A 14987-nucleotide genomic window follows, 5' to 3' on the forward strand; every position below is an offset into this window, starting at 1 on the left:
CTCCCGTCATCCTCGCCTGTCAGCAGACGTCGCTACGACATGTTCTTCGTATTGGGGCAGATCGTCGGTGATCGTAAACCACGGCGCCTTCGAGCCGACGAAGATATGCGCGCTCGGACGGATGCCCGGATCGTCAATGAGCGTTCCCATCGCGACATGAACGTAGGCGCCGTCCCGGACCACCGAATAAAGCAATGACCCGCATGCCCTGCAGTGCGCATCGTGGCCGCTTTCCTCACCGAAGATCGTCAGGTGGTTTTCGCCTTGGATCAGGCTCAGCTTTTCGCGCGCGATACCGGCGAATGGTTTGAATGCCGAACCCGTCGTTCGCCGGCAGTTCGAGCAGTGACAATTCATGGCATAGGCGAATTCGTCCGCCACCGCGTAACGGACCGCGCCGCACAGGCATTTGCCGGCAAGCATCCGGCTGTTCGATGCGTTCGTCATCGACGCAGCTTACCGGTTCGCGCGGAAACTATTCGTCGTCATCCTCATCATCGTCGTCTTCTTCCGGATGATGCGACTTGTGAAGCTGGTCGTCCCACAGCTTGCGGTACATGCCGTTCTTCGCAAGCAGTTCGGCGTGCGGCCCGCGCTCGATCGCCTGGCCGTTGCTGATCACGATGATTTCGTCCATGTCGACCACCGACGTCAATCGATGCGTCGAGAAGATCATGGTGCGGCCCTTGGCGACCTTGAGCAGCGTGCGGTTGATCGCGGCCTCGGTGGTCTGGTCGAGCGCCGACGTCGCTTCATCGAGCAGCAGCACCGACGGATTGCGGACGATGGCGCGCGCAATCGCGATGCGCTGGCGCTGGCCGCCGGACAGCGTATCGCCGCGCTCGCCCACCACCGTGTCGTATTTGTCCGGCAACGTCATGATGTAGCGATGGATCTCCGCCTTCCTGGCGGCGTCCTCGACCTCAGCGTCGGTCGCACCTTCCTTGCCGAGCCGGATGTTCTCGCGGATCGACATGTTGAACAGCATGTTTTCCTGAAACACCACCGCCATGCTCTTGCGTAGCGAGTCGCGGGTCACCTTGCGGATGTCGACGCCGTCGATGGTCACCCTGCCCTCGTTCGGCACGTAGAGGCGCAGAATGAGATTGAGCAGCGTGCTCTTGCCGGAGCCGCTCGGTCCCACGATGGCGATGTTCTTGCCGACGCCGATCTTGAGCGACAGGCTGTCGAGAACCGTGGTGTCGCTGCCTTCATACTTGAAGACCACGCGATCGAAGGTGATGTTGTCGGTGATGCGGGGCAGATCCGGTGCGCCGGGCCGGTCGGCGCCGCGCGTCGGCTCATCCAGCAGTTCTTCCATATGGCGCACGGCGGCGGAGGCCTGAATCGCCACGGGAATGAAATGCATCAGGTGCGCGATGTTGTAGGAAATTTCCCAGAACGCGCTTTCGAAGGTGACGAAGGTGCCGATGGAAATCTTGCCGATGGTCGCAAGATACGCGCCGATCGCCAGCACGATCAGATGAAGCAGCAGCACCGAAATGGTGACGGTCCGCTCCACCATGGTCGACAGGAATGTCGCATCCGACATCGAGCGGCGCGCAGCGTTGTTGCGGAAGGTGAACCAGCCGAACGCCTTGCGCTGCAAGCCGAACGCTTTCACCACCATCTGCGCCGCGACGTTTTCCTGCACCACGCCGAGGATCGCCGACTCGTTGACCTTCTGCTCGTAGTTCGCCTGCACCGCCTTCGGCGTCAGGATGCGCGGGCCGATCAGCGTGATCGGGAATATCAGCAGCGCCACGGCGGCAAGCTGCCAGTTCAGCCAGATCATCAGGCCGATACCTGCGATCAGTTCGAGGAACGGCAACGCCGCGCTGTTGGCGAAATGCTTGACCGAGGATTCATAGCCGGCCATGTCCACGGAAAATCGCGAAAGGATTTCGCCGCGCTTGGTCCGTCCGAAGAAAGCCGCCGGCAGGTTCTGGACATGCTCGAACAGCCGCCCGCGAACGTCGGCGATCACGGAGGCCGCGAGCCGCGCGTCCCAGCGCTCGTACCAGACCGCGACGATGGAGGTGATGATGCCGGCGGCCGCTAGCACGCCGAGAATGGTATAGAGCGCCTGGAAGTCTTCTTCGCCGAGCGCGTCGTCGATCAGATACTTCAGGCTGAGCGGCATGATGACGTTGAACAACGTCTCCACGAAAAGCCCGAGGCCAACGACGGCGACCCACGTCTTGTACTGGCGCATGTGCGGCCAGGTGAACCGCCAGATGGTCGCGAAAGCGCCCGCGGCCTCGCTCGCGGTATAGGCGACGAGATCCTCGTCGTCGTCATCGTCGTCGATGTCGTCGGGGATCGGCGGCGCGGGAATATCGGCCTGCCCTGCGGCAAGGCGCGCCGCCTCGTCGTCGAGCGGCTTGCCCGACGCTGGCTTGTCGGTATCCGAACTGGGCGGCTTGGTCGGCATATAAAAACCGTCGCTGCCGACGGCCGGATGGCCGCCGCGTCCTTAAGCGATTAGTCGTCGGCGGCAACCTTGTCAAAGAACGAATAGCGCAGGCTGTCGGCGTCCATGTACCAGTCGCCGGGCCCCTTGTTCGCCGCCAGCGTCGCATCCCAGACAGCGTCGGTGGTGTCGCGCCGGTGCATCGACAGGTCGAAGCCGTTGTTGAAGAACAGCTCGGACCACTCCCACCAGGTGCCTAATTTTTTGACACCGCGCAGCAGGTCGTAACGGTCGATCAGCCCCGGCGCCATGTCGCTGGTGATGGAGCCGAACACGAACCCAGTCTTCACGACGCGGTTCAATTCGCGGACGGCGCGCTTCACCTGCTTGTCGGACACATGACACAGGCTCGTCTCATAGACGAAATCGAACTCGCCGTTCTTGAACGGCAACTTGGTGAGCGAGCCGAGCCTGTTGTATTTCCGCAGCGCCTTGGGCGTCTTGGCGTGGATATAGCGGTTGTTCTCGACACCCCAGGCATCGATGCCGCGTTCGCGCAGCGCACCGACCAGTTCGCCGCTCGCCGAGCCCGCCACCAGCAGCTTGTAGCCCCTGGCCCGGTTCCACACGATCTTGATGAGGTTGGCGAGATAGTCCGGATCGGTGAACTGGCTCCAGACCTCGCTGTAGGGTCCGGTGTTGCGGTAGTTATCGAAATAGGCGCGGTCGATCTTTTCGGACGGCACATTGCCGCTATCGCCGCGCTCGTAGCGCAGCTTGATCATCTGCGTGAGGATGATGTCGGTCGCGGCGTCCGACGAATCCAGCAGCCCGTTCAGCGTCGAGTCGAACAGATAGTCGCCGACGACGACCAGACCGGGATGCTCGTGCGGCTCCGGATGATGATTGGTCATGACGTCGCGCGCGGGCAACCCGCCCGGAATGCTGTTGACCGACGACAGCCAGCGATGGGTCTTGCCTTCGAGGAAATGCGAGCGGGCATCGCCGAACGATTTCGGCAACGACTTCAGCGCCGCATCGATCAGTTCCTTGTCGCTGAGATTCGCGAAGGCCAACGCATCCGAACCCGGGATCAGCCAGTTCAGCACGCCATGGCGGCCGACATCGTGACGCGCGCCTTCGACGTACACGCAGCAGCCGCCGAAAGCTTCCGACATCCACCACGCGCCCGGAACCTTGTCGCCCCAGAACGGCTCGTCAAACAGGAGCGAGACGCGCAGGTAGTGCGCCGGGCGGTCGAAATAGGCGATGTGCTTGACCATCGAATGGCGCAGCAGTTCGCCATCCCAGCGCATGGTGGTGAGCCACGAGTGCGGCAGGCACATCACGACCAGATCGTGTTCCTTGGTGATCGGCCCCTTGCCGTTCATCATGTTGATGGCGTAGCGCCCGGAATCCGCCTTGCCGACCTTGAGAACGCGATGGTTCAACTGAATGTCGGCATCGATTTCGCTTTGCAGGCTGTGGACGAGCTGTTCGTTGCCGTTCTGGATCGAGTAGAGGCCGATATAGCCCTCGACATCCATCACGAAGTTCTTCAGCGCATTCAGCCCATTGGTGTTGTGCGGCTCGGTGGCGATGTCGGAACGCGCCATTACTTTCAGGAACCGTTTGGCGACCGGATCGGCGACTTCGCGATCCAGCAGCTCCTCGGCGCTCATGTAGGCCCACGGATGTTCGTTGTCGTGCGCGCCGACGCCTTCATAATATTCGAGCGGCGTCACCATCGACGCGCAGAGCTTGCGGAAATCCTCAATCGCCTTCGCGGTCTGCGCGCCGTACTTGCGGCGCATACCCGGCACATCGTCGAGCAGTTCGCCGTCGAGCTGCACCTGCTCGGCGTCCATCGGGATGGTCTGCAACCCGAAATGCTGGATCAGTTCGCGCAGCGGGTCGGGACCCGTCATCGAGTAGTCGTAGATTTCGGCCACGCCCGCCTCGTACATCGCCGGCGCCGTGTCAAATGTCTTCGTCAGGATTTTACCACCGACGCGATCGGACGCCTCGTAGATGGTGACGCGGCAAAGCGCTCCGAGCTTCTTCTTGAGGTACCAGGCGCTCATCAACCCGCCTGGGCCGCCGCCTACAATCGCCAGATCGAGCATATGGTCCTTCGCCCCTCGCACCCGGCCCCATTCGGGTGATAGCCGGTCTAACTCACCTTAAACAAAAGCGTTTTTCATCTGAAGGGAAGATGAACAAAGCGCGATCTACACGAAATAAGGTCAATATATTGAATCTGGACGGCATTTTTCGCCGTTTGATCCGTCCCGTCAGGTGGATGGCGGGCGTACAGTCACCGGTAGCATCTTCCCGGCCAGCAGGCTGATGAGTTCCTGCTGGCGCGACAGACCGGTTTTCGAGAGCACGGCCTTGAGCTGGCTCCGGACCGTCTCGAGCGAAACGCCGGCGGCCAGCGCCAATCCCTCGATGGTCTGCGCCTCGCTGATACCCCGCGCCACCCTCGCCTCGGCCGGCGTGAGATCGAACAGGCCCTGCAGCACCTTCGCCGTGGGCACGACAGCGCGGTCCACCGGCGTGACCACCAGCAGCGAGTTGGCCTGTGAAAAGAGATCATTCGCCACGCCGCAAATCGGAAGCAGATGAAGGATCATCGGCGGATGTTCCTCCGTCGCGGCAACAGGAATGGAATTCACCGAGACCGGACCGCCTGCGAGCGATCTGCGGCCCAAGGCTTCTTCAAGCAGACGATCCGCTGCCGCATCCGAAAGGCAAAGCCGTTCGCGGCGATCCTGAAACAAGGACGGCATCAATCGTTCGAGCGACGCATTGACGGCGCGAACCCTGCCGCCGTCGCGCAGCACTGCTCCGGGCAGCCCCAGCGACTGCAACGTCTCGGTCATCGCCTTGGCCCGCTCCATGCCGAGCCGCGACGACAACAGCGCGCTGCGTGCAAGGTGAGGACGAAGCAGATCGAACTGCCTCACCGTTTCGATCGGGACCGGACCTTTCTCATAGGCGCGCTCGAAGGAGAAAATAATCGAATCTCCGGATGGGGTATCCAGCATCGTCCCGGTGGCCCAACCGAGGCCACGCTTGCGAAGAAAGTCACGATAGACCGGATCGTTGTCCAGTTCCTCGTCGGTGAAGGCATCATGGTCGCGCACAAACCCGGCAGCAGCCAACGCCCCCAAACGCGCGGGCCGCTGATTGATCTGCGCCCAGCCGTCGCGAACAAATTCCTCGAAAATCGCCTCGATGTCGGCCGATGCGATCCCGCTCGTGTGATCTGCGTTGGCTGTAAAAAGCAGCCCGCCCGCGCCGCCGACTGCGCTGGACATTTCGCCGAGCACGTCCGCCCACTTTTCCGGCACCACCGCCGCCTCGTAGATGCGGTCCGCCAGTGTTTCGTGAAACAAGTCAGCCAAGCTTCTGCCTCTCACGGCTTTCAACGCTAGGCTATGCACCCAGGTTCCGCGCCGCCAGCGAATGGTCATCCGCAATGGCAAAATATAAAATCAAACGTGAGGGAATAAACAAAAAGGCCAGCTTTCGCTGGCCTTCAAGAACAGGTGTCCCCTATTCCAAGCCACGGACACCAAAATAATCACCGCGAGGCGATCGTGTCCTATGGCTCCCTAGAATGCGCGTTTTTCTTTAAAAACCCCTGCCCAAAGTGCTTCTTGTTATTTTGGATGGTCACAGAACGACAACACGATAGAAGCATGACTTGCGGCATGGCATCACCCAAATGGGTTAAGCTACTCTGATGCCTTAGCTTTTACATGCGCTGTGGCTTCCAGCCCACAGCCTTCGGAGCCATGACGAAAAAGGCCGGCTCGAAAGCCGGCCTTTTTGATTGCATCAGCTCGACGCCGCGGATGACTCCGCCGGCGGCAACGCCAACGGTTCCTCTTCGGGAGCCGACGGCACGATCGCCGCCTGCTTCTCGCGCTCGTCGAGGATCAGCTTGTCGCGCTTGGTTGCGACTTCGCGGATCTTCGCCATCGAGGCGCCGGTGCCGGCCGGGATCAGGCGGCCGACGATCACGTTCTCCTTGAGGCCTTCGAGCGGATCCACCTTGCCGTTGACGGCAGCTTCGGTGAGCACGCGCGTGGTCTCCTGGAACGACGCCGCCGAGAAGAACGACCGCGTCTGCAAGCTCGCCTTGGTGATGCCGAGCAGCACCGGCGTGCCGGTTGCGATCTTCTTGCCTTCGTCCTTCGCCTTGGCGTTGATCTGGTCGAACTCGATCTTGTCGATCTGCTCGCCCGAAATCATGTCGGTCTCGCCCTGATCGGTGATCTCGACCTTCTGCAGCATCTGACGAACAATCACTTCGATGTGCTTGTCGTTGATGAGCACGCCCTGGAGCCGATAAACTTCCTGGATTTCGTTGACCAGATAGGCAGCGAGTTCCTCGATGCCCTTGATCGCCAGAATGTCGTGCGGCGCCGGATTGCCTTCGACGATGAAATCGCCCTTTTCGACGATGTCGCCGTCCTGCAGATGGATGTGCTTGCCCTTTGGAATGAGGTACTCGCGAGTCTCCTCGTTCTTGTCGACAGGCTCGATCGAAATGCGGCGCTTGTTCTTGTAGTCGCGTCCGAAGCGGATCGTGCCGGCGATTTCCGCGATGATAGCGGCATCCTTCGGCTTGCGGGCCTCGAACAGTTCCGCGACGCGCGGCAGACCGCCGGTGATGTCGCGGGTCTTGGCGCTTTCCGTCGAAACACGCGCGAGAATGTCGCCGGCCTTGACCTTGGCGCCGACGTCCACCGACAGAATGGCATCAACCGAGAGCATGTAACGGGCGTCACCGCCGCGTGCCAGCTTCAGCACCTTGCCGTCCTTGCCCTTGACCACGATGGCGGGACGCAAATCCGCGCCACGGCCGGTCGTGCGCCAGTCGATAACCACGCGCTTTGCGATACCCGTGGATTCGTCGAGCGTTTCCGAGATCGACTGGCCTTCGACCAGATCCTCGAACCCGATGGTGCCTTCGACTTCGGTCAGGATCGGGCGTGAGTATGGATCCCACTCCGCGATGCGCTGGCCGCGCTTGATCATATCGCCGTCATCGACGCGCATACGCGCGCCGTACTGAATGCGATGCGTCGCACGCTCGGTGCCGTCAGGATCGACGACCGCAACAACCATGTTGCGGACCATCGCGGCGTTGAAGCCTTCGCTGTTGGTCGCGATCGCCCGGTTCTTGATGACGATCTTACCGTCGAAGTTCGACTCGATGAACGACTGCTCGTTGATCTGCGCCGCACCACCGATGTGGAACGTGCGCATGGTGAGCTGCGTGCCCGGCTCGCCGATCGACTGCGCGGCGATAACGCCGACAGCCTCGCCGTGGTTGACGGGCGTACCGCGGGCGAGATCGCGCCCGTAGCACTTGCCGCAGATGCCGTTGACCAGTTCGCAGGTCAGCGCCGAGCGGATCTTCACTTCCTGGATGCCGGCCTGCTGGATGGCGTCGACGTGAGTCTCCTCCATCAGCGTGCCGCGCTTGACCACGATCTTGTTGGTCACCGGATCGCGCAGATCCTCGCCGTTGGTACGGCCGAGAATACGCGACGCCAGCGAGGCCACGACCGTGCCCGCGTCGATGATCGCGCGCATCTTGATGCCGAGCTTGGTGCCGCAATCGTCCTGCGTGATGATGCAGTCCTGCGCCACGTCGACCAGACGACGGGTCAGATAGCCCGAGTTCGCGGTCTTCAAGGCGGTGTCGGCCAGACCCTTACGGGCGCCGTGGGTGGAGTTAAAGTACTCCATCACGGTCAGGCCTTCCTTGAAGTTCGAGACGATCGGAGTCTCGATGATGGAGCCGTCCGGCTTGGCCATCAGGCCGCGCATACCGGCGAGCTGACGCATCTGCGCCGGCGAACCACGCGCACCAGAGTGAGCCATCATGTAGATCGAGTTGATCTGGGAATCTTCGCCCTTCGAGTTCTTCTTGACGGACGAAATTTCCTTCATCATCTGGTCGGCGATCTTTTCCGTAGCCTTGGACCAGGCGTCGACCACCTTGTTGTACTTTTCGCCCTGCGTGATGAGGCCGTCGTTGTACTGCTGCTCGAATTCCTTCGCCATCGAGCGCGTGTCGTCGACGATCTTCCACTTGCCGTGCGGCACGACCATGTCGTCCTTGCCGAACGAAATGCCCGCCTTGAAGGCGTTGTAGAAGCCGAGCGCCATGATGCGGTCGCAGAAGATCACTGTCTCCTTCTGACCGCAGTGACGATACACCTGATCGATCACGCCGGAGATTTCGCGCTTCGTCATCAGCTTGTTGATAGTGTCGAACGGCACCTTGCCGTGCTTCGGCAGAACCTGCCCCAGCATGACGCGGCCGGCGGTGGTGTCGTAGATCTTCGAGATCGTCTTGCCTTCCTCGTCGATCCCCGTCCACCGGTACTTGATCTTGGTGTGCAGGTGGATGACCTTCGAGAACAGCGCATGCTCGATCTCCGCCATGTCGCGGTAGACCTTGCCTTCGCCCTGCAGGCCTTCGCGCAGGATCGAGAGATAATAAAGACCCAGCACGATGTCCTGCGACGGCACGATGATCGGCTGGCCGTTCGCGGGATGCAGGATGTTGTTGGTCGACATCATCAGGACGCGCGCTTCCAGCTGCGCTTCAAGCGACAGCGGAACGTGCACGGCCATCTGGTCGCCGTCGAAGTCGGCGTTGAACGCCGCGCAAACCAGCGGATGAAGCTGAATCGCCTTGCCTTCGATCAACACCGGCTCGAACGCCTGAATGCCGAGACGATGCAGCGTCGGCGCGCGGTTCAGCAGCACCGGATGCTCGCGAATGACCTCGTCGAGAATGTCCCAAACCTCGGGACGCTCTTTTTCAACGAGCTTCTTCGCCTGCTTCACGGTGGTGGACAGACCCTTGGCGTCGAGCCGCGAGTAGATGAACGGCTTGAACAGTTCGAGCGCCATCTTCTTCGGCAGGCCGCACTGATGCAGGCGCAGTTCCGGACCGACGACGATCACGGAGCGGCCCGAATAATCGACGCGCTTGCCGAGCAGGTTCTGACGGAAGCGGCCCTGCTTGCCCTTGAGCATGTCGGCGAGCGACTTCAGCGGGCGCTTGTTGGCGCCCGTGATGACGCGGCCGCGGCGGCCGTTGTCGAACAGCGCGTCCACAGCTTCCTGCAACATGCGCTTTTCGTTGCGGATGATGATGTCCGGCGCGCGTAGCTCCATCAGCCGCTTCAAACGGTTGTTGCGGTTGATGACGCGGCGATAGAGATCGTTCAGGTCGGAGGTCGCAAAGCGGCCGCCGTCCAGCGGCACCAGCGGACGCAGGTCCGGCGGAATCACCGGCACCACCGTCATGATCATCCATTCCGGCTTGTTGCCGGAGTGGCGGAACGCTTCGACGATCTTCAGGCGCTTGGCGAGCTTCTTGTGCTTGATGTCGGATTCGGTCTCTTGCATATCGACGCGCAGTTGCGCTTCGAGCTTTTCAAGCTCCAGACCCTTCAACAGTTCGCGGATCGCTTCCGCGCCGATCATGGCGGTGAAGCTGTCCTGGCCGTATTCGTCCTGCGCGCGGAGATACTCTTCTTCCGACAGCAGCTGACGGTCCTTGAGCGCGGTCAGACCCGGCTCGAGAACGACGTAGTATTCGAAATAGAGAATCCGCTCGAGATCCTTCAGCGTCATGTCGAGCAGAAGGCCGATGCGCGACGGCAGCGACTTCAGAAACCAGATGTGCGCGACAGGCGCAGCCAGTTCGATATGGCCCATGCGCTCGCGCCGGACGCGCGACAGCGTCACTTCGACCGAGCACTTCTCGCAGATGATGCCCTTGTACTTCATGCGCTTGTACTTGCCGCAAAGACATTCGTAGTCCTTGATCGGCCCGAAGATGCGCGCGCAGAACAGGCCGTCACGCTCCGGCTTGAACGTGCGGTAGTTGATGGTTTCCGGCTTCTTGATCTCGCCGTAGGACCACGACAGAATCTTCTCAGGCGAAGCGATCGAAATCCGGATCTGGTCGAAGACCTGAGCCGGAGTCGTCGGATTGAAGAGATTCATAATTTCTTGGTTCATCGTGTTCTCCTCGCGTGCCGATCGTCACCGGCAGCAAATTCGAAATTCTTCTGTCGTCTCGCGCCCTGCCCGACGTTCAGGCAAGGCGCGGATGCCCGGCATTCAAGCCGGGCATGAAATCTTCAGGTTACTCAGCCGCCTCGGATGTCGCCGACGGAGCGATCTTGGAATTGTGCAGATCGACGTTGAGGCCGAGCGAACGCATTTCCTTGACCAGAACGTTGAACGATTCCGGGATACCTGCTTCGAACGTGTCGTCGCCGCGCACGATGGCCTCGTACACCTTGGTACGGCCGGCCACGTCGTCCGACTTCACGGTCAGCATTTCCTGGAGCGTGTACGCCGCGCCGTAAGCCTCGAGCGCCCACACTTCCATTTCGCCGAAACGCTGTCCGCCGAACTGCGCCTTGCCACCCAGCGGCTGCTGCGTGACGAGCGAGTAAGGACCGATCGAACGCGCGTGGATCTTGTCGTCCACGAGATGGTGCAGCTTGAGCATGTAGATGTAGCCCACCGTCACGTTGCGATCGAACTGATCGCCCGTCCGTCCGTCGTAGACCGTCGACTGGCCCGACTTGTTCAGTCCGGCAAGATCGAGCATGTCCTCGATGTCCTTCTCCTTGGCACCGTCAAACACCGGCGTCGCAATCGGCACGCCCGCGCGCAGGTTACGACCAAGTTCCATCAGCTCGGTATCGTTGAGCGTCTTGATGACTTCGTCGTCGCCATAGACCTTCTTCAAGGTCTCCTTGAGCGGCTTGGTGTCCGACTTGCCGGCGCTGTAGTAGGCATCGACCGCCTGCCCGATCCGCTTGCCGAGGCCTGCACAGGCCCAGCCAAGATGCGTTTCGAGAATCTGGCCGACGTTCATGCGCGAAGGCACGCCCAGCGGATTGAGCACGATGTCGGCATGCGTTCCGTCTTCAAGGAACGGCATGTCTTCGATCGGCACGATCTTCGACACCACGCCCTTGTTGCCGTGACGTCCGGCCATCTTGTCGCCGGGCTGAATCTTGCGCTTCACCGCGACGAAGACCTTGACCATCTTCATCACGCCGGGCGGCAATTCATCGCCACGCTGCAGCTTCTCGACCTTGTCGAGGAAGCGCTGTTCAAGGCCCTTCTTCGATTCGTCGTACTGCTTCCGCATGGCTTCGATTTCGGCCATCAGCTTGTCGTTCGGCGACGCGAACTGCCACCACTGCGACTTCGGATACTCCTCGAGCACCGCACGGGTGATCTTGGTGTCCTTCTTGAAGCCCTTCGGGCCAGCGATGCCCTGACGGTTTTCAAGCAGGTCCGACAGACGGCCGTAGACGTTGCGGTCCAGAATCGCCTGTTCGTCGTCGCGGTCCTTGGCAAGACGTTCGATCTCTTCCCGTTCGATCGCCAGGGCGCGTTCGTCCTTGTCGACGCCGTGACGGTTGAACACGCGGACTTCCACGATCGTGCCCTGCACGCCCGGAGGCACGCGCAGCGAGGTATCGCGAACGTCGGAAGCCTTTTCACCGAAGATGGCGCGCAGAAGCTTTTCTTCCGGCGTCATCGGGCTTTCGCCCTTCGGCGTGATCTTGCCGCACAGGATGTCGCCGGCGCGAACTTCCGCGCCGATGTACACGATGCCGGCTTCGTCGAGGTTCTTCAGCGCTTCTTCCGAAACGTTCGGAATGTCGCGTGTGATTTCCTCTGGCCCGAGCTTGGTGTCGCGGGCCATGACTTCGAATTCCTCGATGTGGATCGAGGTGAAGACGTCGTCCTTCACGATCCGCTCCGAGAGCAGGATCGAGTCTTCGAAGTTGTAGCCATTCCACGGCATGAACGCGACGAGCACGTTGCGGCCGAGCGCGAGTTCGCCGAGATCGGTCGACGGACCGTCGGCAATGATGTCGCCCTTGCGCACCTGATCGCCCACCTTCACCAGCGGACGCTGGTTGATGCAGGTCGACTGGTTCGAGCGCTGGTACTTCATCAGGCGGTAGATATCGACGCCCGACTTGGTCGGATCGAGATCTTCCGTCGCGCGGATAACGATACGGGTCGCGTCGATCTGGTCGATCGTGCCGGTGCGGCGGGCCGCGATCGCAGCGCCCGAGTCACGGGCCACGACGCCTTCCATGCCGGTGCCGACGAACGGCGCTTCGGCGCGCACCAGAGGCACGGCCTGACGCTGCATGTTCGAGCCCATCAGAGCGCGGTTGGCGTCGTCGTTCTCGAGGAACGGAATCAGGGCTGCTGCAACCGAAACGAGCTGCTTCGGCGACACGTCCATGTAGTCGACCTTGTCCGGCGTGATCTGGAGCACGTCGCCGGCATGGCGGCACACCACGAGATCGTCGGTGAAGCGGCCCTTGTTGTCGAGCGCGACGTTCGCCTGCGCGACGCGGTAACGGCCCTCTTCCATCGCGGAGAGATAGACCACCTCGTCGGTGACGCGGCCGTCCTTCACCTTGCGGTAAGGCGTTTCCACAAAGCCGTACTTGTTCACCCGCGCGAAGGTCGCGAGCGAGTTGATCAGACCGATGTTCGGGCCTTCCGGCGTCTCGATCGGGCAGATACGGCCGTAATGCGTCGGATGCACGTCGCGGACTTCGAAGCCCGCGCGTTCGCGCGTCAGACCGCCCGGTCCAAGCGCCGAGAGACGGCGCTTGTGGGTGATTTCCGACAGCGGATTGGTCTGGTCCATGAACTGCGAGAGCTGCGACGAGCCGAAGAACTCGCGCACGGCGGCGGCGGCAGGCTTCGCGTTGATCAGGTCCTGCGGCATGACGGTGTCGATATCGACCGACGACATGCGCTCCTTGATCGCGCGCTCCATGCGCAGCAGACCGATGCGGTACTGGTTCTCCATCAACTCGCCGACCGAGCGCACGCGCCGGTTGCCGAGGTGATCGATGTCGTCGATCTCGCCCTTGCCGTCACGCAGATCGACCAGCGTCTTGATGACCGCCAGGATGTCTTCCTTGCGCAGCGTGCGCATGGTGTCCGGCGCGTCGAGTTCGAGACGCATGTTCATCTTCACGCGACCGACGGCCGACAGGTCGTAACGCTCCGAGTCGAAGAACAGCGACTGGAACATGGTCTGCGCCGAGTCGATGGTCGGCGGCTCACCCGGGCGCATCACGCGATAGATGTCGAACAGCGCGTCTTCACGCGTCATGTTCTTGTCGGCGTTCAGCGTGTTGCGGATGTAGGGACCGATGTTGACGTGGTCGATGTCGAGCAGCGGCAGTTCCTTGTAGCCCTGCTCGTTCAGCGCCTTCAGCGACTTCTCGGTGATCTCCTCGCCGGCCTCGGCGTGGATTTCGCCGGTCTTCGGGTTGACGAGATCTTCCGCGAGGTAGTTGCCGATGAGTTCATCGTCGGACAGACGCAGCGCCTTGAGGCCCTTTTCCTGAAGCTGCCGCGCCGTGCGCACGGTCAGCTTCTTGCCGGCTTCGAGCACGACCTTGCCCGAATCTGCATCGATCAGGTCGTTGATCGTCGAGTAGCCGCGGAAACGGTCGGCGACGAACGGCACGCGCCAGCCTTCCTTGATCCGCTTGTACTGAATCTTCTTGTAGAACGTGGACAGGATTTCTTCGCCATCGAGACCGAGGGCGAACATCAGCGACGTTACCGGAATCTTGCGGCGGCGGTCGATACGCGCGAACACGATGTCCTTGGCATCGAACTCGATGTCGAGCCACGAGCCGCGATACGGAATCACGCGCGCGGCGAACAGCAGCTTGCCCGACGAATGGGTCTTGCCCTTGTCGTGATCGAAGAACACGCCCGGCGAACGGTGCATCTGCGAGACGATGACGCGCTCGGTGCCGTTGACCACGAAGGTGCCGTTCATCGTCATGAGCGGAATGTCGCCCATGTAGACGTCCTGCTCCTTGATGTCCTTGACGGACTTGGCGCCGGTTTCTTCGTCGATATCGAACACGATGAGGCGCAGCGTCACCTTCAACGGTGCCGCGAACGTCATGCCGCGCTGGCGGCACTCGTCGACGTCATACTTCGGCTGTTCGAATTCGTAGCGGACGAATTCCAGCTGCGAGGTGCCCGAGAAATCGTTGATCGGAAACACCGAGCGGAAAACCGCCTGCAAGCCTTCGTCCAGCCGTCCGCCCGCCGGTTCGTCGACCATCAGGAACTGGTCGTAGGACGCCTTTTGAACCTCGATGAGGTTCGGCATCTCTGCGACTTCCTTGATGTGTCCGAAGAACTTGCGAACGCGTTTGCGACCGGTGAACGTCTGCTGCGACTGCGCCATCGTGGCCTCTCACTTTCGCCGCCCAAGCCTTCCCAACATGGGTCCGCTGGCGGCATCTTCCGGAGTGCGATGGGCACCGCCTCCGGGTTGAATTTCAAATCGCCCGGGCAAACTGCAAACAGATTGCCAAGTATCACGGCATCCAAGTTTCAGGAGGCGGGACTTCCCGATCCGAATCTCAAGACGCAAAATGACGCGCGGGGCGCTGGTGGCGCCCTGCCCGTCAAAACAACTCTACGGCCTGTTAAAGCC

At 61.3% G+C, this 14987-nt stretch carries 6 protein-coding genes; all 6 read right to left on the reverse strand.

The window, feature by feature from the left end; translation table 11 throughout:
* Positions 1 to 6: 6 nt before the first annotated feature.
* On the reverse strand, positions 7 to 447 hold the full coding sequence (locus AC07UB_RS22110) for a GFA family protein (RefSeq protein ID WP_494654921.1): 441 nt from the start codon (positions 445 to 447) through the stop codon (positions 7 to 9).
* Positions 448 to 475: 28 nt separating this feature from the next.
* Positions 476 to 2434, reverse strand: coding sequence for an ABC transporter ATP-binding protein (locus AC07UB_RS22115; RefSeq protein WP_494654923.1), 1959 nt, complete (start codon positions 2432 to 2434; stop codon positions 476 to 478).
* A gap of 50 nt (positions 2435 to 2484) precedes the next feature.
* Positions 2485 to 4539 (reverse strand): FAD-dependent oxidoreductase, encoded by a 2055-nt coding sequence (locus AC07UB_RS22120; RefSeq protein ID WP_492789994.1) that lies wholly within the window; start codon positions 4537 to 4539, stop codon positions 2485 to 2487.
* 168 nt (positions 4540 to 4707) lie between these two features.
* Complete coding sequence (locus tag AC07UB_RS22125) at positions 4708 to 5823, reverse strand: helix-turn-helix transcriptional regulator (RefSeq protein WP_492789995.1); 1116 nt, start codon at positions 5821 to 5823, stop codon at positions 4708 to 4710.
* A 436-nt stretch (positions 5824 to 6259) separates the two neighbouring features.
* A complete protein-coding gene (gene rpoC / locus AC07UB_RS22130) occupies positions 6260 to 10477 on the reverse strand; it encodes a DNA-directed RNA polymerase subunit beta' (RefSeq protein ID WP_492789996.1) in 4218 nt (1405 codons plus the stop codon).
* 127 nt (positions 10478 to 10604) lie between these two features.
* Positions 10605 to 14735: a DNA-directed RNA polymerase subunit beta gene (gene rpoB, locus AC07UB_RS22135; protein WP_492789997.1), complete on the reverse strand. Its 4131-nt coding sequence runs from the start codon at positions 14733 to 14735 to the stop codon at positions 10605 to 10607.
* Positions 14736 to 14987: the final 252 nt, after the last annotated feature.

Source organism: Afipia sp. GW821-FHT04G03, assembly GCF_059419985.1.

Coding starts and splice junctions, on each gene's coding strand:
- rpoB (WP_492789997.1), bottom strand. CDS start 14,735: ATGGCGCAGTCGCAGCAGACGTTCACCGGTCGCAAACGCGTTCGCAAG.
- AC07UB_RS22110 (WP_494654921.1), bottom strand. CDS start 447: ATGACGAACGCATCGAACAGCCGGATGCTTGCCGGCAAATGCCTGTGC.
- rpoC (WP_492789996.1), bottom strand. CDS start 10,477: ATGAACCAAGAAATTATGAATCTCTTCAATCCGACGACTCCGGCTCAG.
- AC07UB_RS22115 (WP_494654923.1), bottom strand. CDS start 2,434: ATGCCGACCAAGCCGCCCAGTTCGGATACCGACAAGCCAGCGTCGGGC.
- AC07UB_RS22120 (WP_492789994.1), bottom strand. CDS start 4,539: ATGCTCGATCTGGCGATTGTAGGCGGCGGCCCAGGCGGGTTGATGAGC.